At 69.8% G+C, this 22,176-nt stretch carries 12 protein-coding genes and 1 pseudogene; 8 read left to right on the top strand and 5 right to left on the bottom strand.

Annotated features, from left to right (window positions below; all coding sequences use genetic code 11):
- Positions 1–33: 33 nt before the first annotated feature.
- Positions 34–3,099 carry a glycoside hydrolase family 3 C-terminal domain-containing protein gene (locus tag AC1C2U_RS16790; protein ID WP_495362915.1) on the bottom strand — a complete coding sequence of 1,022 codons (3,066 nt, stop codon included), beginning with the start codon at positions 3,097–3,099 and terminating at the stop codon, positions 34–36.
- A gap of 417 nt (positions 3,100–3,516) precedes the next feature.
- On the opposite strand from AC1C2U_RS16790, the gene AC1C2U_RS16785 reads away from it, so the two are divergent.
- The 8 genes from AC1C2U_RS16785 to ddaH all read left to right on the top strand — a co-directional run bounded on the left by AC1C2U_RS16785 (position 3,517) and on the right by ddaH (position 14,085).
- Positions 3,517–4,104: a hypothetical protein gene (locus AC1C2U_RS16785; RefSeq protein ID WP_495362914.1), complete on the top strand. Its 588-nt coding sequence runs from the start codon at positions 3,517–3,519 to the stop codon at positions 4,102–4,104.
- A 52-nt stretch (positions 4,105–4,156) separates the two neighbouring features.
- A complete protein-coding gene (locus AC1C2U_RS16780; protein WP_495362913.1) occupies positions 4,157–5,695 on the top strand; it encodes a hypothetical protein in 1,539 nt (512 codons plus the stop codon).
- A 32-nt stretch (positions 5,696–5,727) separates the two neighbouring features.
- A complete protein-coding gene (locus AC1C2U_RS16775; protein ID WP_495362912.1) occupies positions 5,728–7,005 on the top strand; it encodes a cell division protein PerM in 1,278 nt (425 codons plus the stop codon).
- A gap of 68 nt (positions 7,006–7,073) precedes the next feature.
- Positions 7,074–8,621: an APC family permease gene (locus tag AC1C2U_RS16770; protein WP_495362911.1), complete on the top strand. Its 1,548-nt coding sequence runs from the start codon at positions 7,074–7,076 to the stop codon at positions 8,619–8,621.
- A gap of 207 nt (positions 8,622–8,828) precedes the next feature.
- On the top strand, positions 8,829–9,422 hold the full coding sequence (gene purN, locus AC1C2U_RS16765; protein WP_495362910.1) for a phosphoribosylglycinamide formyltransferase: 594 nt from the start codon (positions 8,829–8,831) through the stop codon (positions 9,420–9,422).
- Positions 9,419–11,050, top strand: coding sequence for a bifunctional phosphoribosylaminoimidazolecarboxamide formyltransferase/IMP cyclohydrolase (purH, locus tag AC1C2U_RS16760; RefSeq protein WP_495362909.1), 1,632 nt, complete (start codon positions 9,419–9,421; stop codon positions 11,048–11,050). Before purN ends, purH begins: the two co-directional genes overlap by 4 nt.
- 382 nt (positions 11,051–11,432) lie before the next feature.
- The gene (locus AC1C2U_RS16755) at positions 11,433–12,527 is read left to right on the top strand and encodes a Glu/Leu/Phe/Val dehydrogenase family protein (RefSeq protein ID WP_495362908.1); all 1,095 of its coding nucleotides are present in this window, start codon (positions 11,433–11,435) and stop codon (positions 12,525–12,527) included.
- Positions 12,528–12,831: 304 nt separating this feature from the next.
- Complete coding sequence (gene ddaH / locus AC1C2U_RS16750) at positions 12,832–14,085, top strand: dimethylargininase (RefSeq protein WP_495362907.1); 1,254 nt, start codon at positions 12,832–12,834, stop codon at positions 14,083–14,085.
- Here ddaH and AC1C2U_RS16745 read toward each other — a convergent pair.
- The 4 genes and pseudogenes from AC1C2U_RS16745 to AC1C2U_RS16730 all read right to left on the bottom strand — a co-directional run bounded on the left by AC1C2U_RS16745 (position 14,057) and on the right by AC1C2U_RS16730 (position 21,789).
- Complete coding sequence (locus tag AC1C2U_RS16745) at positions 14,057–14,755, bottom strand: ABC transporter ATP-binding protein (RefSeq protein ID WP_495362906.1); 699 nt, start codon at positions 14,753–14,755, stop codon at positions 14,057–14,059. The genes ddaH and AC1C2U_RS16745 overlap by 29 nt on opposite strands.
- Positions 14,756–15,018: 263 nt before the next feature.
- Positions 15,019–15,888 (bottom strand): annotated as a pseudogene (locus AC1C2U_RS16740) (ABC transporter ATP-binding protein); the annotation flags it as partial.
- Between the two features lie 112 nt (positions 15,889–16,000).
- A complete protein-coding gene (locus AC1C2U_RS16735; RefSeq protein WP_495362905.1) occupies positions 16,001–18,751 on the bottom strand; it encodes an FtsX-like permease family protein in 2,751 nt (916 codons plus the stop codon).
- Positions 18,748–21,789, bottom strand: coding sequence for a hypothetical protein (locus AC1C2U_RS16730; RefSeq protein ID WP_495362904.1), 3,042 nt, complete (start codon positions 21,787–21,789; stop codon positions 18,748–18,750). The genes AC1C2U_RS16735 and AC1C2U_RS16730 overlap by 4 nt, the downstream gene beginning before the upstream one ends.
- Positions 21,790–22,176 lie beyond the last annotated feature (387 nt).

The raw sequence follows: 22,176 nt of genomic DNA, 5'->3' as shown, positions 1-22,176 counted from the left end.
AGCGCCGGACCCATCTCGTGTGCAGGCGAGTGCTCAGCCGGCTTGCCGTTGCAGTGCGAACGATTGAGCCGGATCGTCGGCGTTGCAGGAACGCTGCACGATCCGGGCACCGTCGTCGCGCACTCCGCCGTCGACCGCCAGGCAGCGGCCGCTATGCACGGCCACGAACTGGTAGTTGCCGTCGCCGATGCGACGAAGCTCGAACTGCTGGTGGCGATCCCTCGTCCACTTCCCGAGCTCCGCCGGCGCTCCGTTCGCCCTCGATGCGTCCGCGATCTCGAGCGTCAGGGGTGCGTTCACGTTCCTGATGCGATAGAGATCGCGCTTCACCTTCGTCAGTGTCCACTCCGCGTTCGCCTGCGGTGCGGGGCAGGACCATTGCTGCACCGGGGTGCCGACGGCCGTGCCATGATCCACCGCATCCAGGCAGGCTCCCGACCCCTCGTTGACGATCGTGTAGACCGCCCGGGTCGAGATGCCGGAGGCTTCCTCCTTGTCCGCCGACCTCACCTTCACTGCGTCATCGAGGCGGATGTCCTGTGAGGACGAACCGACCAGGATGTCGAGCGTGCCGCGTGGTGTGACCCAAGCGTCGGTGTACGAGTCCCAATACGAGAAGGACTCCCGCGACAGGTCGATCGTGACCTTCTCCGACTCGCCCGGCTCCAGGTATACGCTGGCGTATCCCGCCAGTTGCTTCGGTGCCGACTGGACGACGTTCGTCGGCAGGGCCCCGACGTACACCTGCGGTGACTCGGTTCCCGCCGTGTCGCCGGTGTTGGTGACGGTGAAGGTGGCGGAGACGCGTGCGTGGCCACGCGATTTCGTTTTCAGGTCGGAGTACTCGAACGTGGTGTACGACAAGCCGTGCCCGAACGGATACTTCGGCGCGATGCCGAACTCCTCATATCCCCGGTAGCCGACGAAGACACCCTCGGTGTAATACGAGTCGACTCCGATGCCTGGATATTGCTCGGGTGTCGAAATCGGCGTCTCACCCTCTGAGACGGGGAACGTGACCGGCAGCTTGCCCGACGGTGACACCTCACCGAAGAGGATCCTCGCCATCGCCGCCCCTTGATTCTGACCGCCGAACCACGCCTCGAGGATGGCGGGAACGCCGTCTTCCCACTCGACCGTGGTCGGGCCACCGGTCGTCAGCACGACGACGGTGTTCGGATTGGCCGCCTTGACCGCGTCGATGAGTGCCTCCTGCCCGCTGGGCAGTCCGATGTCGGCCTTGTCACCGCCCTCCGACGAGTAGTCCCTGACGACGACGACCGCAACGTCGGATTCAGCTGCCAGGGCCGCTGCCTCCGTCGCCTTCGGGTCGACCAGACCCGCCGGCTTCGTCCAGCCCAGCTTCATGCGCGGACCCAGATCGCCGGTGGCACCGCTCGCGTCGTGGGTCGCGGTGACGGTGTAGTCCTGCCCCCCAACCAGATCGAGCGTCACCGTGTCCGTGGTGAGCGCTGTCGTCGTCGTCTCGAGAATCGTCGCGCCGTCCAGAGTCACTGATGCTTCGCCTGCCGCGACGAGTTCCAGTTCGTATGTTCCGGAGGCAGGCGGGGTCAGTGTCGATGAGTACGACGTCGCGGCGATGCCGCCGCCCGGAAGCGTCGGCAGCAGCGGCGATTGCGCGTTGAACCCCTCGAAGTAGAAGAACCCGCCGTTGATCGAGATGTCCTGCAGGGTCTCCTGATCGATGACGTTTCCGCCCGCGTCGTACACGATCACGTCGGCGCCCGGACTGCCATTCGTGCTTCGGAGGTAGTCCGACGGAATGGCGTCCATGCCGGGCAGGAGCGTCGAGGAGGTGACGAAGTCGGTACCACGCGCCAACGAGACGGTGGCCCCCGGCACCATGTCGCGAATGCCCTGCAGCGGAGAGATCGTCGAGGTCGGAATCTGGATCAGTGAGCTGCCACCGCCGGCGGTGACGTTGTCCGCGTCAGCGCCGATCACCGCAACGGAGTCGATCGCTGACGGATCGAGCGGAAGGAGTCCGTCATTCTTCAGCAGCACCATGCCGTCCTCGGCGATCCGCTGCGATTCGAGTGCATGGCCTGCCTCATCGAACGGTTGCTCGACCGGAGGAGTATCGAACAGTCCGATGCGGAACATGGCTGTCAGGATGCGCAGTACCGCCACATCGATCTCCGACTCGGCCACCTCGCCGTTCAGCACTGCGTCCTCGAGCGCAAGGAAGAATCCGAAGCTCGGCTGTTCCTGATCGAGGCCGGCGCGGAACGCCGGAACCGAGCTATGGGTCGCGCCGTAGTCGCTCATCACGAAACCTCGGAAGCCGATCTGGTCGCGCAGGATGCCGTTCAACAGTTCGGAGTTCTCACAGGCGTAGATGAAGTTGATCTTGTTGAACGAGCACATAGCTGTGGCGGGATCGCTTCCCTTGACTCCGATGTCGAACGGCCGGATGTAGATCTCCTGCAGCGCCCGTTCGCCCACAATGGCATTCCCGCCGCTCAGGCGATCCTCCTCTTGGTTGTACGCCGCGTAGTGCTTGATGTCACCGGCGACATTGTGGGATTGGATGGCGCTGAGCTGCGCCGCCGCGAGCGTTCCCGACAGCAATGGGTCTTCGCCGTAGCCTTCGAAGCCACGACCTGCGACGCCGACTCGCGCCATGTCGACCGCGGTGCCGAGCGAGACGTTGTGACCGGTCTTGAAAGCTTCGTCGCCCATCACGTCGCCGTACGCAGCCGCATCGGCGACGTCGAACGTGGCGGCCAGCGCGATGGGGGCCGGCAATGCCGTTGAACGCTTGCCATTCACGTTCGGGTTGGCGATTCGGATTCCGGCGGGGCCGTCGGCCATGGTGAGCGCGGGAATTCCGAGACGCTCGATGGGAGCATTGTAGAAACCGTAGAAGTTGTTCAGTTCGCCCTCGAGCATGTCGATCTTCTCGTCGAGCGTCATCTGTTCCAACAGCGCCTGGGCGCGCGTCTCGGGAGAATCCACCGGGGCGCCGAGTGCCGCTCCCGAGCCTGAGACGACGGCCACTGCGGCTACGAGGGCCCCAGCGGCGATGAGTGCGATCGAGGTCTTGCTCGATCTCCGTTGATCGATGTGGATGCGCATATCCGTTTCCTCATCATGAGGTTGTTGCGAGATGCGAGCAGAGATTCCCGGGCTCGAAGCCTCGCTCGCCGTTCCTGTGGTGCCGTGGTCGCTGCCACGTGGGGGGCATCGCGGTCGATGGCACGGAGCCTCCCTTCTCGAGAGTCGGGCGCATGTCACGGGACCGTGATTGGCGCGAACCGTACTTATTAGCGAGGGGGATGACTTCACACGATCCGATTCAGATCGCGGTCGCGCTCGATGAATTCGGGAGAGCGTTAAGGGCATTGTAGATCCATCCTCGACAGCCGCAAGCCCCCCATTTCCAACGGCATCGCGACTGCCCGGCGGCGACGCAGTACGTCGGCAGCGCGGCCCGCGCGCTGACCGGCGGGCCCGTCTCGGTCGCCCTGATCGATGTCGTGCCAGAGTGGGAACATGAGCGAAGACTCGGCGCGAACAGAACGTGAGTCCTTGGTCGAGCCGACACCGGATGCCGTGAATGCGATGCCACGGGGACGCGCGCGACGGACGATCGCGAACGAACTCGTGCGCACGACATTCGTCACCGAAGAGAGCGTGTACGGCGTCATACTCGTCTCGGGCATGATCGTCGTCGCCGGCGGACCGGGGACGAACGCCTTCGAGGTGTTCTGGAAGGTGGTCGGGACCGTCATCGTCTTCTGGGCCGCGCACGTCTACGCCGGCACGGTGGCGCGCCACGGTCTCGAGGAGGGGCACGTCATCGGGTTGCGCGATGCGTTCCGTGCTTCGTTCAATCGTGCGCTCGGGCTGCTCGCCTCGGCGATGATCCCGTCGCTCATCCTGCTCCTCGGTTCGACGCGGGTCGTTCCCGATGCCGTCGCCATTTGGACTGCACTCTGGGCGGGCGTCGTCGTGCTCGCCGTGCTGGGCTGGATCGCCTTCGCACGGCGCGGAGTACGCTGGCCGATCCGGCTCGCGGGCTCGCTCGTCACCGCGATGTTCGGCGTCGCGATGATCGCCCTGAAGGCCTTCATCCACTGAATCCGTGCGGTGGGCCGCCGGTGGCGATAGGTTTCTCACAAAAGGGGGAGCCATGGCCGGCACGAACGAGGCTGAGCTCGAGGCACGTATTGCGGCGCTCGAAGCTGAGAACGAGACGTTGCGCGCGAGCGTGATCGACGCCGAGACGGCGCGGGAGGCACCGGGGGCGGATGCCGCGGCATCCGTCGCCCAGCAGCGTGCCAGGCGCGGGTGGGGCCGCAGCGTCACCGCCGTGGTGCTCATCGTCGTGGGGCTCCTGCTCGCACCCGTCGCGGTGATCTCCGCGTGGGCGCGCCTCGAACTGGCCGACACTGATCGCTTCGTGGCGACGTTCGCGCCGCTCGCCGAAGACCCGGCGGTGCAGGCGTACCTCGGCGACGAGGTCACGGCCGCCATCGAGGAGCAGGTCGACATCCCGGGGATCACGGCCGACCTGTTCGACGGCATCCGGGAACTCGGGCTGCCGCCTCGTGCCGAGGCCGCGCTCGGCCTGCTCGAGGTGCCCGCGACGCAGGGCATCCAGTCGCTCGTCTCCGACGTCGTCGATCGGGTGGTCGAGTCCCCGGCCTTCGCGGATGTCTGGGCGTCGACGCTGCGTATCACCCACCGGCAGTTCGTGGCCGCCATGGAGGGCGACCCCGACGCCGCACTCGCGATCGGCAGTGACGGCACGCTCTCGGTGCAACTCGGCCCCATCGTTGAGGCCGTCAAGCAACGGCTCATCGAGCAGGGCGTCGGATTCGCCCAGGCGATCCCGACGGTCGACCGGGCCGTCGTCATCGCTCAAGACGACGCCTTCGCATTGATCCGCACGATCTACGCGCTCGCCATCGGGGTCGGCACCTGGCTGCCCTGGATCATCCTGGCTTTCCTCGTCGTCGGCGTCGTCGTCGCGCGCAAGCGCACGAGGGCGCTCGTGTGGACCGCCGGCGGTTTCGCGCTCTCGATGCTGATCCTCGCGAGCGGTGTCGGTGTCGGTCGCTGGTTCTTCGTGGGCGCCGTCAGTCCGTCGGTCATGCCGCCGGATACGGCCGAGGCGATCTATTCGGGGCTCATCGAGATCATGATGTCGACGATCGTGGCACTCGTCGTACTCGGCGTGCTCGTCGCCGTGGTGGCCTGGTTCTCGGGGCCGTGGCGGCCCGCCCGCGCACTGCGCGGGTTCGCCGAGTCGGGTTTCGCGGCGGTGCGCCGCGCCGCGGCCGCGCACGGGATCACGACCGGTCGCTTCGGCATCGGGCTCGACCGCTGGCGAGTGGTCGTGTATGTCGCGATCGCCGTGATCGCCGCACTCGTCGTGCTGTTCTCTCGGCCCGCCTCGGCCGGTCTCGTCGTCACGACGCTTCTCGTCGCCCTCGTCGCCTTGCTCATCGTCGAGTTGCTCCGGCGACCTCAGGGTGAGGTCGCTGCCGACGGCGCCGCCGCTGCCGAGGACGAGGACGCCGACGCTGCTGCTGCCGCTGCGGTCGACGAAGAGGTCGAGGTGCTCGTCGTCGCCGGAACCGATGGCGTCGAGACCGGTGTCGAAGTGATCGAAGGCGCCGACGCCGCGCCCCCGAGTCCGCCCGACACCGCACGTCCTGCCGACTGAGCGGCTTCGGCCGGGATAAGCTCGGCGTCGGAATGAGACGCACGACGATCGCCCTGCTCGCCGGCCTCGAGGCATCCGTCGCCGCCCTCATCGGCCTCGGCATCGCGCTCGTGCCGCTCATGCTGCTCTGGGCCGTGCACTTCGGTCTCGCCGTCGACGCGACGATCTTCTTCCGCGCGGCAGCCGACGTGTGGCTGCTCGGGCACGGGGTCGACCTCGAGCTGCAGATCGACGCGGTGACGGCGGCCCGCACCGGACTGCCGGGCGCGGGGGACCCGTTCCCGATCACGATCGCACTGCTCGGGTTCGCGCTCATCTCCGTCGCGTTCGGCCGCCGCATCGGCCGCCGTTCGGCCGCCGAGGGACATTCGTTCACGGGTGGCCTGGCAGCGATCGGCGTGTACGCGCTCGCCGGATTCGTGCTCGCGGCGACGGCCGGCGTCGATGGCGCACGCTCATCGCTGTGGCAGGCGGCACTGCTGCCGGCCTTCACGATGGCGGTCGGTGTCGTGATGGGTGCGGTCTTCGAATCGCTGCGCGACGACCCGATGACGGATGCCGCGAGCAGCGTCGTGCGTCGTGGCATCTCGGCACTGCCCGCAGTGCTCGTTCGCAACGTGCGCGCCGCAGTACGAATCGGCGCGGGCGCCGCGTTCGGCGTGCTCACCGTCGCGGGGGTGCTCGTCGCGGGGCTCATCGCCGCCGACTACGCGACGATCGCTGGGCTCTACCAGTCGCTCGGCACCGGCATCGACGGCGGCATCGCGCTGACCGTGGCCGAACTCGCTCTCGTGCCGAACGTCGTCGTGTGGGCGGCGGCGTGGCTGCTCGGGCCGGGCTTCGCGCTCGGCGCCGGTACGTCGGTCTCTCCGGCCGGCACTCTGCTCGGGCCCGTGCCCGGTATCCCGTTGCTCGGTGCGTTGCCGACCGAAGCAGCGCCGTTCGGTGCGCTCTGGCTCATCGTGCCGGTGCTGCTGGGCTTCATCGGCGCCTGGCTCGTACTCGGCGGCGAGGCATCCGTGCGCCCTTCCGCTCGCGGCGGCTGGTGGACGCCGCTCATGGTCGCTGTCGGTGCGGCGCTCGTCTCCGGAATCGTGCTCGGCCTGCTGGCCTGGTGGTCTGGCGGCGCTGCCGGTCCGGGTCGACTGGCCGACGTCGGTCCGAACCCATGGGAGGTCGCGGTGATCGCAGCGGCGACCGTCGGCGTCGGGGCCATCGTCGGCGGGTATGCGGCGCGTCGGCGTGGCCCTCACGACGACGAGGGCGTCTTCGCCGTGACCGGTGCGGATGTCGGGAGCGGTCTGCGCTGATATCCGGGCCTGCCGGGGTGGTCGCGCGAGTGCTACTCTGCGCGTGACCGCTTGATCGAGGAGGATCGATGTCGGCTCCCAACGAGACTGCACCACCCGCAACTGAAGGCAAGGGCCTCGCCGCAGGAACACTGGGCCTGTGGGGTTCGACCGTCATCGGTCTCGCCTCGACTGCGCCCGTGTACTCGTTGGCCGCCACGCTCGGGTTCGTCGTGCTCGCGGTGGGTGCGCAGGCGCCCATCGCCTTCATCATCGCTTTCGTGCCGATGCTGCTCATCGCCTTCGCCTACCGCGAGCTGAACCGGGCAGTGCCCGACTGCGGTACGACCTTCACCTGGGCGACGAAGGCGTTCGGCCCCTGGGTCGGCTGGCTCGGCGGATGGGGCGTCGCGGTCGCCGGCACCGTCGTGCTCGCGAACCTCGCGCAGATCGGCGGCATCTACTTCTGGCTGCTGGTCTCGCCCGACCTCGCCGAGAACGTGCCCCTCGTCACGGCGACCGGCGTCGTGTTCATCGCGCTCATGACGTGGATCAGCTGGCGCGGGCTCGAGATCGGTGAGCGGATCCAGAACGTACTGCTCGCGGTGCAGTACATCGCCCTCGTACTCTTCGTCGTGTTCGCGGCGGGCGCCGTGATGACGGGCACCGCGCCCGAAGGGTCGACCGCGCCGAGCGCCGACTGGTTCAACCCGTTCGCGTTCGAGTCGTTCGACGGCCTCGTCGAGGCGGTGCTGCTCGCACTGTTCATCTACTGGGGTTGGGACACTTGCCTCGCGCTGAACGAGGAGACCCGCGACCCGAAGCGCATCCCTGGGCGCGCCGCGGTGCTCACGACGCTCATCCTGCTCGTGACCTACGTCGGCGTCGCCGTCGCGGCGATGTCGTATGCGGGCCTCGGCGACACGGGCCTCGGGCTCGGCAACGAGGGCAACGCCGACGATGTGTTCTTCGCGCTGAAGGACGCGGTGTTCGGGCCGTGGGCCTGGCTTCTCGTCGTTGCCGTGATGATCTCCGCGGTGTCGTCGACGCAGACCACCATCCTTCCGACGGCGCGCGGCACGCTCGCGATGGCGGTCTACAAGGCGCTGCCGAAGCGGTTCGCCACGGTGCATCCGCGTTACCACACACCGTCGTTCTCGACGCTGCTCATGGGCTTCGTGGCCATCGTGTTCTACATCGGCATGACCCTCGTCAGCGACAATATTCTGCAGGACACGATCCTCTCACTCGGCCTCGCGATCGCGTTCTACTACTCGATCACGGGGCTTGCGTGCGTCTGGTACTTCCGCAAGACGCTCTTCAGCTCGTGGCGCAACTTCTGGAATCGACTCGTGTTCCCGCTCGTCGGGGCGGTGCTGCTGATCTTCGCGTTCGTGTTCTCGGCGATCGACATGCTCGACCCCGACTACGGGTACACGGTGCTCTTCGGCGTGGGCGGGGTGTTCGTCGTCGGAGTGGGATCGCTCGCGCTCGGCGCCGTGCTCATGGTCGTCTGGTCGTTCTTCGCCGACTCGCGACCGTTCTTCCGCGGTGAGGCGTTGAACCGCGAGACGGAGGTGCTCGTGCCCGAAGACGAGCAGAAGGTCATCCGCTCCGTCGACGGCGGCCTGGGCTGAGCGGCGTCGCGGTGGCGCAGTTTCGAAACTCTGGCGGCCGGTAGGCTCGAAGCGCTGTAGCTCGTCGTCCTGATCTCGGGCGTCGCGATGGCGCAGTTTCGAACCTCTGGCGGCCGGTAGGCTCGAAGCGTGCTGAAGCTCGTCGTCCTGATCTCGGGCGTCGCGATGGCGCAGTTTCGAACCTCTGGCGGCCGGTAGGCTCGAAGCGTGCTGAAGCTCGTCGTCCTGATCTCGGGCACCGGTTCGAACCTTCGTGCCCTACTCGACGCCTCCGCCGACGCGGAGTTCCCGGCCAGGGTCGTCGCCATCGGCGCCGACCGCGATGCCGAAGGCCTCGTGCTCGGCGAGGAGTACGGCGTACCGACGTTCTCGGTGCCGTTCACGGCGTATCCCGATCGCGACAGCTGGGGCGAGGCTCTCATCGAAGAGGTGCGGCGCTGGGAGCCCGACGTGGTCGTGCTCTCGGGCCTCATGCGGCTCGTGCCGCCGGCCGTGGTCGACGCGTTCTCGCCGAATCTCATCAACACGCACCCCGCATACCTGCCCGAGTTCCCGGGTGCGCACGGGGTGCGAGACGCGCTCGCAGCGGGCGTCACGCAGACCGGTGCGAGCCTCATCGTCGTCGACAACTCCGTCGACGGCGGCCCGATCATCGCGCAGGAGCGCGTGCCGGTGCTGCCGGGCGACACCGAGTCGAGCCTCCACGACCGCATCAAGCCCGTCGAGCGGCGCCTGCTCATTCAGACCGTGCTCGACATCGCCAACTCGCACCTCGACCTGAAGGAACTCGCACGATCATGAGCGGCCCCACGCACGACCCGAGCCTCTACCGCGAACGCGACCTGGTACCGGTGCGCCGGGCACTGATCGCAGTCAGTGACAAGCGCGGCCTCGTCGAACTCGCGACCGTGCTCGTGGGTGCGGGCGTCGAGATCGTCTCGACAGGAGGCACAGGCAAGGCCATCGCCGACGCCGGACTGCCGGTCACGCAGGTGGCCGAAGTCACTGGCTATCCCGAGCACCTCGACGGTCGCGTGCGCACGCTGCACCCGGCCGTGCACTCGGGCCTGCTCGCCGATCTGCGGCTCGAAAGCCACGAGGCCGAGCTCGCGGGCCTCGGCATCGAGCCCTACGAACTCGTCGTCGTGAACCTCTACCCCTTCGCCGAGACCGTCGCAGCGGGAGCCGCTCCCGACGCCGTGATCGAGCAGATCGATATCGGCGGCCCCGCCATGGTGCGCGCTTCGGCCAAGAACCACGCGAACGTGGCAGTGGTCGTCTCGCCCGATCGCTACGACGAGATCGCCGCCGCGGTCGCCGCGGGTGGCACGACCCTCGCGCAGCGCACCGCGCTGGCCCGCGAGGCGTTCCGGCACACGGCGTCGTACGATGTCGCGGTCGCCTCGTGGCTCGGCAGCGTCGTCGCCCCCGACCAGCCGGCCGACGAGTCGCCGTTCCCCGCGTGGGTCGGCGGCACCTGGACCAAGGACTCCGACCTCCGCTACGGCGAGAACTCGCACCAGAAGGCCGCGCTCTATGCCTCGTCGGGAGGTCGACCCGGCATCGCTCAAGCCGTGCAGCTGCACGGTAAAGAGATGTCGTACAACAACTACGTCGACGCCGATTCGGCCGTGCGCAGCGCGTTCGATTTCGCAGAGCCGGCCGTCGCCATCATCAAGCACGCGAATCCGTGCGGCATCGCCGTGTCGTCTGCCAGGGCCCCTTCGACTGACTCAGGGAGCGCCGACCCGATCGCCGACGCCCACCGTCGAGCGCACGAATGCGACCCGGTCTCTGCGTACGGCGGCGTGATCGCTGCAAACCGCATCGTCACTCTCGAAATGGCCGAGACGGTGTCGGGCATCTTCACCGAGGTGCTCATCGCGCCGGCGTTCGAGGCCGAGGCGCTCGAACTCCTCACAAAGAAGAAGAACATCCGGCTGCTGACGCTGCCTGAGGGGTTCACGCCGACGGCCGTCGAGCTGCGCCAGGTCTCGGGCGGGCTGCTGCTGCAGCAGGCCGACCGGCACTTCGCGCCGGCTTCGGAGTGGACGCTCGCCGCGGGCGAGCCCGCCGATGCTGCGACACTCGCCGACCTCGAGTTCGCGTGGAAGGCGTGTCGCGCCGTGAAGTCGAACGCGATCCTGCTCGCTTCGGGTGGGGCCTCGGTCGGCGTGGGCATGGGCCAGGTCAACCGGGTCGACTCGTGCAAGCTCGCGGTCGAGCGTGCGGGGGAGCGGGCCGCGGGTTCGGTCGCGGCATCCGACGCCTTCTTCCCCTTCGCCGACGGCCTGCAGATCCTCCTCGACGCTGGGGTGCGCGCGGTCGTGCAGCCCGGCGGTTCGATCCGCGACGACGAGGTCGTCGCCGCGGCCCGCGCGGCGGGCGTCACGATGTACTTCACTGGCGAGCGCCACTTCTTCCACTGATCGCTCACGCCTCTCTCTTCTCTCTCTTCTCTCTCTTCTCTCTCTTCTCTCTCTCTCTCTCTCTCTCTCTCTCTCCTTCTGCCACCCCGCCACGTTTGTAGGACGTTGGCGCTTTTGTAGGACACCTGCCGCGTGGGACGTCCTACACAGCGCCAGATGTCCTACAAAACACGGCGCGCCGCGTGCGGGGCATGGGTGAGGTGGCGCGACGAGGTGGCCAGACGGAGGCGTGGCGGTGCGGGGCCGCGTGCGAGGTGTGTGCTGGATGCCGCGGCATGCGAGCGAGCGCATGAGCGTGGCGGTACCCTTGAATCGAACCCGCGCTCATGAGGCGCGAGGCCAGGTTCCGCCCACGAAGCGGATGAATCAAGGAGAACGGTCGATGACGATCACCCACGCCGCGGCGACCCCCGCAGCCGAGGTCAATGCAGCACTGCCGACGGAGGCCCCCGAGCACGAACGGGTGCTCATCACCCGCGGCTCCCGCTCCGGCCTCACGATCATCGTGGCCGTGCATTCCACACGGCTCGGCCAGGCACTCGGCGGCGCTCGCCTCTGGCGCTACGGCCAATGGACCGACGCTCTCGCCGACGCACTCCGCCTCTCGCAGGCCATGACCCTGAAGAACGCCGCGGCCGGTCTCGCCCGTGGCGGCGGCAAGTCCGTGATCGCGATCCCCGCCGGAACGACGCTCGACGTGGCCCAGACCCACGATGCGATGCTTGACCTCGGCGACGCCATCGAGTCCCTCGGCGGCGCGTACATGACCGCTGAAGACGTCGGCACGAGCGCCGAGCTCATGGCCGTCGTGCACGAGCGCACCGAGCACGTCTGCGGGCTCCCGCCCGAGCAGGGCGGCGTCGGCGAGCCGGCGGATGCCACAGCCGCGGGTGTGCACGCCTCCATCCTCGCGACACTCGGCGAGGTGTTCGGTTCGAAAGATCCGGCCGGGCGCCACTTCGTGGTCGCGGGCCTCGGGCAGGTCGGAGGTCGCTTGGCACGCAGCCTCGCCGCCGCCGGCGCTCGCCTGACCGTGACGGATGTCGCGCAGGGCAAGCGCGCCCTCGCAGATGAGCTCGGCGCGAAGTGGGTCGAGCCGGCCGAGGCCCACCTCGTCGAAGCCGACGTCTTCGTGCCGTGCGGGCTCGGCGGTGTGCTGACGCCCGAGGTGGTGCGCGGTCTGCAGGTGAGCGCCGTCGTCGGCGCCGCGAACAATCAACTCGCCTCGCGCGATGTCGCGGCACTCCTGCAGCAGCGTGGCATCGTCTGGGCGCCCGACTTCGTGGTGAACGCAGGCGGGGTCATCTACCTCGACGTCGCGAGTGGGCCGGGCGCCGATCAAGCGGCGCTCGACGCGCGCATCGCCGGCATCGGCGACACCGTGGCATCCGTGCTGCGCAGTGCTCACGACAGCGGGACGACGACGCTCGAGGCCGCGGAACAGCTCGCACGCACGAGGCTCGACGCGGGCCGCTGAGGCGACCGCGGTGCGGCTCATGGGGGGCCGGCTGCAGGCGCGCGCCGGGTGTCCGTGCGGCGCATCGGTGCGGCTCATGGGGGGCCGGCTGGAGGCGCGCGCCCGGTGTCCGTGCGGTGCATCGGTGCGGCTCGTGGGGGGCCGGCTGGAGGCGCGCGCCGGGTGTCTGTGCGGCGCATCGGTGCGGCTCGTGGGGGGCCGGCTGGAGGCGCGCGCCGGGTGTCCGTGCGGTGCATCGGTGCGGCTCGTGGGGGGCCGGCTGGAGGCGCGCGCCGGGTGTCCGTGCGGCCAGTAGGCTCATGCCATGACGTCCCCCGCCATGCCCCCGACCGCCCCGGCCCGATTCACTCCGGCGATCACCCCGGGGCGGCGGGTGGCGGCGGTGTTCGCCTCCTCGGCGGCAGTCGCCTGCTCGGCGATGCTCGTCGCGCTCCTGGCGTTTTTCATCGGCAGCGGCCAGTCGCCGCAGGTGCTCAGCCAGGTCGTCGGTCACTTCGCGCTCGCCGCGTTCGTCGCGTGGGTGCTGCTCTCCGTCGCGAACGCGGTGGGGGCGACGCGGGCGTGGTTCCTCACGCTCATCACCGGATTCGCATCAGGATGCCTCGCAGCACTGATCGCGACGACCGTGACGGCCAGCGCCGCAGGCAACCCGTTCTCGGGCGCGGTATTCCTCTTCGTGGTCGGGTCGCTCGTGAGCCTCAACCTCATCTTCATCATCGCGATCATCGTGGGCGAGATGGTGCTCGCGCCGCGTGTCTTCCGCGGCATCCTCGGCTACGCGCCCGCCGTCGCCGACCGACGAATCGCGCTCGTGCGCATCCCGGCGTCGAACCTCGACGAGGCCGTGCTCACTCATCGCGACCGGCAGCCGATCGACCAGGCGCTCGCCGACCGGCAGTGGGACAACTACTGCGCCGCGCTCGTGGCCGAGGGCTGGGAGACGATCGAGGTCGACGCGGCGCCCGAGCTCGCCGACTCGGTGTTCGTCGAGGACATGGTGGTGATGTTCGGCGACCTCGCGGTGCTCGCGAGCCCCGGCGCCGAGTCGCGGCGCCCAGAGGTCGAAGCGGTCGAACGTGCGGTGCGCGCCGTGCCAGGCGTGACGGTGACCCGCATCGAGCTGCCGGGCACGCTCGACGGCGGCGACGTGCTGAAGGTCGGCTCGACGGTCTACGTCGGCGCATCTGAGCGCACGAACGCCGAGGGCATCAGGCAGTTGCGCACCTTGCTCACTCCGCACCGCTACACGGTCGTCGCGGTGCCCATCACGAAGGCGTTGCACCTCAAGAGCGCCGCGACGGCGCTGCCCGACGGCACGATCATCGGCGAGCCGGCTCTGCTCGACGTGGCGAGTCTCTTCCCGCGCTTCCTGCCGGTGTTCGAACCCGAGGGCGTCGCTGTCGTCGAGCTGTCGCGCGAGTCGCTGCTCATGTCGTCGTCGGCACCGCAGACGGCCGCGATGATCGCAAGTCTCGGCTACCGGGTCGTGACCGTCGACATCGGCGAGTTCGAGAAGCTCGAGGGCTGCGTCACATGCTTGTCGGTGCGGGTGCGCTGAGCGAGACCGCCCGGCCGTCGTGGAGTTCGAGCACGTGGTCGGCGCGCCCGACGAGTGCCGGGTCATGGGTGGTCACGACGGCGGCGACTCCGCGCGCATGCACGAGCTCGCCGATGAGATCCATGACGGTCGCCGCGGTGCCGCTGTCGAGCTGGCCGGTCGGCTCATCGGCGAGCAGCAGTTGCGGCCGCGCGGCGAGCGCTCTCGCGATACCCACCCGCTGCTGCTGGCCGCCCGAGAGTTCGTATGGACGTTGCGCAGCGTGACCCGCGAGGCCGACGAGTTCGAGCGACTCGGCGACGCGCGCGTCGCGTTCGGCGGGCGCCATGCGTTGCAGGCGAAGCGGCACCTCGACGTTCTCGGCCGCTGACAGCACCGGGATCAGGCCGAACGACTGGAAGATGTACCCCAGTCGGTCACGGCGCACGGTCGCGAGCGCGTCTTCGCCGAGCGCTGAGAGTTCGTCGTCGCCGAGGAAGACCTGACCGGCCGTCGGCCGGTCAAGGCCCCCGAGCAGGTTCAATAGTGTCGTCTTGCCCGCACCCGACGGCCCGGTGACCACGAGCAGTTCGCCCGGCTTCACCTCGAGCGAGACCTCGGCGACGGCGTGCACCGCGCCAGCTTTCGACTCGAAGACGCGGCTGATCGATTCGGCACGAAGCGTGGTCATCGTGGTTCTTTCGGTTCGTCGGTGACGGCGTTCCTCGAGCGTGTCGAAGTGGCATCGGCCGCCCGTTCTGCTGCACGACGTTCGCGCCGACTCGACGGCGCCGAGTCCGCCGGCTCGGCCGGGCCGGATGCACCGTGGTCCACTGGGGAGCCACCGGCAGCCGGCAAGCCACCGGCAGCCGGGGTGCCACCGGCAGTCGGCGAGCCGCCGTCGCCGGTGCGGTCGGTATCCGTGGCACTCGTGGGCGCGGCATCGATCGTTTCGGGGGAGGGCCGTGCCGCGGCATCCGCTCGCCCCTCGTCGCCCGGCCACACGCCGACGTGGTCGGCTTCGAGTGCGAGGCGCACGCGGTCCCTCAGCTCGAGGCTCTGCATGAAGTCGTGCGGCAACTGCAGGCGGCCGACTCGATCGAGCACGGCGAACTCCTCGGCGATGTGCTCCTCCTCGCCGTGCTCGTCGAGCCGTGTCGAACGCAGCACTTCTGTCGAGGTGCGCCCGTCGCGGATCTGCACGGTGCGCCGCACGTGGTCTGAGACGGTCGGGTCGTGGGTGACGATGAGCGTGGTGACCCCGAGCTCTTCGTTGACGCCGCGCATCGCCTCGAGGACGGCGGCGGAGGTCGCCTCGTCGAGTTCGCCGGTCGGCTCGTCGGCGAGCAGCACGTGCGGTGAGTTCGCCAGCGCGACCGCGATCGCGACGCGCTGCTGCTGACCGCCCGAGAGTTCGCCTGGACGCCGATCGCGCGCATCGCCGACGTTGAGCAGTTCGAGAAGCTCATCGACACGGCTCGCCCTCGCCGCACCACGGAGGGTGCCGGCGACGTTCATCGCGAGGGCGATGTTCTCGCCGGCGGTGAGATAGGGCAGCAGGTTGCGGGAGGTCTGTTGCCAGACGAAGCCGACCGTGTGCCGCTGGTACGCCACGCGTTCGCGCCCGCCCATGGTGAGCAGGTCGTGTCCGGCCACGTGGGCGACACCCGCTGTGGCGGTGTCGAGGCCGGAGAGGATCGTCAGCAGCGTCGATTTGCCGGAGCCGGATGCGCCGACGACGGCGACCATCTCGCCGGGATCGACGCGGAGGTTCAGTCCCTGCAGCGCTTGCACCTCGACGCCGTCGGCGCTGAAGATGCGCACCAGGTCGGTGCACAGGATGTGCGGTTGCGCTCCCGGTGCGGCGTGCGGCCGCTGCGTCGCCTGCTGGCCTGGCTGCGCCTGCTGCGTCTGGATGTCGGTCGGGGTCACGGGGTCATCCTTCCTCTTCCTTGCGCATCGCGCGAGCGGCGTTCACGCTGCCGTCGATGCGGGATGCCGCGGCGGCCGCGACAACGGTCACGAGCACGCTGCCCGCGAGCACCGCGGTGATCAGCCAGGGGTCGAACGTCACGGCGGGCTGCACGTCGCCGTTCGTGAACGCACGCAGGTCGATCGCCGAGAGCACCACGAACGGCAGCGCCGCGCCGAGGAGCGCCCCGGCGACGAGGGCGATGATCGCGACCGGTCCGATCTCCCAGGCGACGAGTGCGCGCTCGCCGCGACGGCCGAGGCCCAGAGTCGACAGGAGCGGCAACAGCCGGTCGCGGGCCGGACGGCCGACGACGAGCGTCAGCACTATCGCGAGTGCCGTGAGCAGGCTCGCGAGCACGATGGCGAGGATGAGCGAGAGCACGAGGGCCTGCGTCGTGGGCTTCGCGCGAAGTTCCTCGAGAAGCTCGTCGGGAGTCGTGACCGTCGCCGAATGGCCGGCGATCTCCGCGAGTGCCGCGGTGATCTCGTCGGCGTCGGCACCCGGCTCGAAACGAACGAGCACCGTGCGCGGCACGAGCGTATCGGTGAACGGTTTCGCGTTCACACGATCCATGAGCACCCAGTTCGAGCGAGGTGAGTACGCGGTTCTCCCGTCGACGACCGCGAGCGCTTCGAACTCGTGGCCGTCGAGTTCGGCGGCGTCTGCGCCCTCGACGATGTCGGCGACGGTCTTCGAGAGCACGACGGGCACCGCGTCGGCATCCGGTGACTCGAGTCCGGCGGGCAGGGGGGTCGACCCGGCGCGATCGGCCTGCACGCGACGCATCTGCTCGGAGTCGATCACGATGAGCGTCGATGTGCGGGAGCGCCCGTCGGCGCTGACCTTGGTCGGGCTCGTCGAGAATACCGGCGCGATCGCATCGACACCCGGTACTGCTGCGAACTCGTCGAGCTGGACGAGCGTGAACGGCGTGCCGCCCACCGAGGCGTCGGCGCCGACCTGTGCGTCGGCGGCGCGATCGACGCCGGCCTGCACCGTGCCGAGCAGCACCGAGGAGAATACTGCGACCGAGACGCCGACGACGACGGCCAGTACCGGGACCAGGCCCGCCGAGGGGTCGCGCAGCGCTCGCGCCGAACCGAGGAACGGAACGAGATCGGCTCGGCGCGCCGTGCGGCGCACCAGAGCCGAGAGCGGGAGCGGATAGAGCCGAAGCACGACGAGACAGGCGAGCAGCGAGAGGAGCAGCGGGACCGCGGCCAGCAGCGGGTCGACGCCGGTCGTCGCGGCGGAGGTGGAGAGACCGCGGCGGAACAGCAGCACGACCGCGGTGATCGCGAGCACCGTGACGAGCACCTCGGCGATCCACCGGAAGCGGCCTTTGCTCGGGCGACCGAGATCCGACCTGGCTCGCCGCAGCGGGCTGAGTGCGGGCTCAGCTGCGACGAGGAGGGCAGCGGGCGTGAGGGCGAAGAGCGCCGCGATCGCCCACCCGCCGAGTCCGGCGTCGGCTGCGACGAGCAGCGTGCCGATGACACCGCCGACGACGGCGGCCGGTACGCCGATGGCCAGGCCTTCGAGCGCGAGGATGCCACGGAGCTGGCCGGGCGATGCGCCTCGGGCGGCTGCCAGTTCGAGTCCGGTGCGCCGACGCTCGAACACCACTCGGGCACCGAGCACGAGCACCGCGACCATCACGCCGATCGGTCCGGACGCGATCGTGGCGAGCACCGCGTCGGTCGCGCTCGCCGCGACGGCCGCGTTACCGAGGGCGTCGGCCAGGCCGCTCGTGAAGGCGACGTCGCCGACCGTCGCGAACCAGAACTCCCATGAGCCGCCGCCGAGCACGAACGTCTGACTCGTGAATTCGCCGAGTTGCGTCGTGAGCTCGGCCGAGTCGGCGGCGCGGATGCGCTCGGGCAGCGTCGGGAACCACACGTCCATCGCGGTCGGCAGTTGCGAGTTCTGCAGCGCCGTCCATGACACCGGATCGGCGAAGCCGAGCCCGGTGACCTCGATGAAGCCGCCGGGGGTGTACGCAACCGACGGTTCGAGCGCCACCGGCACGTGCGTCCAGAAACCGTCGTCGGGATCGACCGCCGCGAACGTGCCGACCAGGCGCACCGGCTGAGGGGAGGAGCCGACCGTGATCGAGCGGACCTCGCCCAACGCCCATTCCATCTCTGCGGCGACTGCATCGGCGAGCACGATGTCGAGGGGCGTGCTGCTCGGTGCCGTGCCGGTCATGGGTGCAGGCCACTCGCCGCCGGTGAGCGTGACGTGCTCACGGAGTCTCGGGTCGATCCCCGTGAACAGCGTGTACAGGGTCGAGCCGGGTGCGGCACCTTCCACGGCTGCGGCGGTGGGCCCGGCGACGAGCGAGGTGAGCGGTTCTCCCGTGACGCTGTGCAGCAGCTCGGGCATATTGGCGCGGATGTCGAGCATGCGCTGCTCTTGTGCGCCCCAGACCGCGTCGACTTCGGGCGGCAGCGTCGAGTCGCCCGCAGATGCCCCGAGCTCGGGCAGGTTGCGGCTGGCGGCGACGAGGTCGAGCTCGCGAGCCGGGAACTGTTCGAGCTCTGCTTCGAGCGCAGCCGTGTGCATGGACGAGATCGCGCGCGGCACCCCCGTGGCGAGCAGCGCTCCGGCGAACACGAGCAGCGCGAGCATGACCGATGCGCTCGGTGCTGCGAAGAACTGGCGCCGCAGCAGACCTGTGGTGGTGAGTCGTGAGTGATGCAGGCCGGTCATCCTTCCTCCTGCCTGAGCCCGGGGCGTGATGCGACTCGCCGAACGGATGCCGCGGCGCCGGCCGCGATCGCCGCAGCGAGCACGACGAACGCCGCGACCCCCCCGATCAACGGCACCGGATCCAGGACGAACTCGACTGGGATCACCGCCGGCACTCCCGCCACGGCGACCCGGGCGAGCTCGCGTGCAGTGAGCAATGCCGTGACGATCCCGACGAGCACGCCGATCACGATGGCGGTGCCGAGCGTCACGGCCAACTCGGCGAATCGGGCGCGCGACTGCGTTCGCGCCGGCACGCCGAGCACGCGGAGCACGACGATCTCGCCGAATCGGCTGCCCGAGAGTGCGGCGACGAGCGCCACGACCGCGATCAGGGCGAAGAGCAGGGCGCCGGCTGTCCCGGTCCAGAGGGCTGCGATCGCGGGAGCGATGAACGGCGCGGAGGAGGCGGCCGACCGTGCATCGGCGATGACGGCCGAGCCGTGGTCGCGACTCAGGTCGTCGGCGACCTGGTCGGGGTCGGATGCCGCGACCCACCGTTCCCCGAACGCAGGAACGCCTGCGCCCGTATCGAAGGCGTACCGTTCGAACGCGCCGAGGTCGGCGAGTACGGCGTCGCTGCCCGCGGTCGGCACCACCGGCAGGATTCCGGCCACGACCGCGTCGACCTCGACGCCACCGGTGAGTACTCTCAACGCGAACTCGTCGCCCACGTCGGCAGCGATCCGCTCGGCCATTTCGGAGCCGAGTACGACGGGCAGCGGGTCGCTCCCGCCCGACACGAGCGACACCCGCCCGCTCGACGCCTTCGATGAGAGGCGCAGCTCGCGTTCCGTCTCGAACTCGGGTGCGGCGACGTTCGTGCCGTCGAATGAGATCGCGCCGAACGAGACGAGCACGTCGGCGCTCGAAGCACCCGAGAGCGAAGCGCCGAGGCCGATGAATCGGAGGCCTTCGGCTTCCGGGAGCTCGAGGGTCACGACGCCGCCGCCAGCGGCGATGTCGACGACCGCCGGGGTGACCGGTGTCGCCGCGCCCGATTCCGTGAGGAGCCACGCCGTCACCGCGACGGTCCCGCTCATGCCGTCCAGCGCATCGACTTCGACGGTGAAGTCGACCGTCGTGGCTTCGGGCGGCAACGCAGCACCGGCTGCGGCTGCGGAGTCGGCGAGTGCCGCGGTCGCGTGCCCCGTACCGGTGCCGGGGGCGACCGCGTCGACCTCCGCGCTGGGCACCGCCACGAAGGTCGACGGTTCGGAACCGACCCGCACCTCGCCGCGGAAGACCGGTGCCTCGGCGGTGACGCCCTCGACGCCGGCGACCGCGTCGTCGAGCGCGAGCGCGTCAGGGCCCTGCACCACGTCGCGGCCCGCGATCGAGACCCGCACCTCGCCGCCGGTGGCGAGCGCCGAAGCGGTGCGGTCGATGTCGTGCCATGCACCCGAGAAGGCGGCCGTCAGGGTGAGCCCCGCGATGGCGAGCATCGTGACGAGCGATGCAGAGGCGTAGAGCGCAGCGCGTCGCGCGAGCTGGCGCATCGGCAGCGACGGGACGAGGGCCGGCCGGGCGGCGGCGAGCCGCTCGAGTACGGCGTCGATCGGTCGGGAGAGCCCGAGCGCGACGAGTGAGAGCGCGACGAGCACGAGCACCGGTGCGAGCACGGCGATCGGGTCGACGTCGATCGTGCCCGACGCGGTCGCCACGAGCGGTGAGCCGTACAGGCGGAACTGCCAGAGGGAGATGGCCGCGACCGCGACGAGCAGCACCACGCCGCCGGTGACGAGACCACGGGACATCCGGCCCACCTCATCGCCCGACCCGCGTACGACCGGCCGTCGGGCATCGAGCCACGCGCCTCCGGCGACGATGAGCACGGCACCGATGAGCGCGACGGATGCCACGAGCGCCGCGGTGGTCCAGTCACGGGCCTCCCCGGGCCGGGTGATCGTGAGGAACGCCTCGGCGACGGCCGCACCCACGAGTGCGGCCGGTACGCCGAGCGCGAGGACCTCGAACGCGGTGTCGCGTGCGAGCCGGCCGGCGGAGGCTCCTCGAGCACGGAGCAGCACGGTCTCGCCGCGTCGAGCGGCGCCGAGGAGCGTTGCGAGCCGGGTGAGGGCGGCGAAGCCCGCGAAGGCGAGCAGGAGCAGGGGCAGTGGTGCGATCGCGCGCACGGCTCCGAGACTGGCGAGGAGCCTCGTCAGGGTGGCGCCGAGGCCGCCGAGCGAACTCAAGCCGTCGGTGCCGATGGCGGGCTCCGCGCGGAGTGCGGGCTCGACGTCGGGCAGCTCGGCGCGGAGGGCCTGCGCTGACTCGGGCGTGGCGACGGCCCCGTCGACGACGGCGGTCCAGCGTACGACGACCGCGGCGGGCACGTCGAGCGTCGCCTCCTCGGCGACGAGGAAGGGGCCGGCGCCTTCGGGCGTGCCGCCGGAGGCGACGACGGCCTCGCCGAACCACGCCGGATCGTTGGGATCGATCGGCAGCCACGTGCCCACGATGAGGAGGCGCGGAGTCGATGTACCGGCGAGCTCGACGAGGTCGCCCGGCGCGAGGCCCAGCGCCTCCGCAGCATGGGCATGGAGCGTCGCAGGTTCGGCGCCGTCGGCCGAGGCCGCGGCGAGCGCCTCGGGTTCGTCGGGCCAGGCGCCGTCGACGAGTTCGGAACGTGCAGCGGCGCCGGCATCCGCGAGGAGGACGGCGCCGAAGGCCGTCTCGCCGCTCGTGGCATCCACAGGTGCGGTCTCGACGGTGCGACTCCACGACGCGCCGTGGGGCGTGAGCGTGCGATCGAGCACGGATGCCGCGGCATCCGCTTGGGCCGCCGTGTCGTTCGCCACACGGATCTGCCAGCGCGCCGCTCCCGCTGCGCCCTGGACGGCTTCGAGACCGCTGCGAAGGCTGCTCGCCGACGAACCCGCGAGTGAGTCGACGACTCCGGTGCCGAGGGCGGACAGCAGGAGGACGACGGCGGCGATCGATGCGAGCACGCCAGCGCGAGCGTTTGCTCGGGCGAACGCCATCCGTGCCGCACCCACGCGTTCTCCTCGTTGATCGGGTCGCACGCGCAGGGGCGTAGGGGCGGGGCTGGGCGGTTCGTCTGGGGGGAGACGATCGCTGTCGCCCGCGTGGCGACGAATCCGCACAGCCTAGCGGTGAGTGCGGTCTTGCGTGCCACCCCGGAAACGCCATAGTCTGAAGGGCTGGCCGCGGTGAGAGATCCGACCGGCCTCGAGATTCGCAGACGACTTGCAGGAGGACACCATGCAGACAGAAACCGACGCCCGCACGATTGCGGTCCACGGCTCTGCCCGCCCGGCGTATCTCGTCGTCGGGCTTGCCGGGTAGACCGCCCGTTCCTGCCGCGCAGGCCTCGCCTGCCCCGCGGATTCACGCGCCTTCGCGATCCGCGCCACTCTCTCTTC

The sequence above is a fragment of the Agromyces sp. Y575 genome (genome assembly GCF_059445445.1).
Note: the sequence above shows the minus strand (reverse complement) of the source record. Positions and strands in the feature narration are given on the sequence as shown.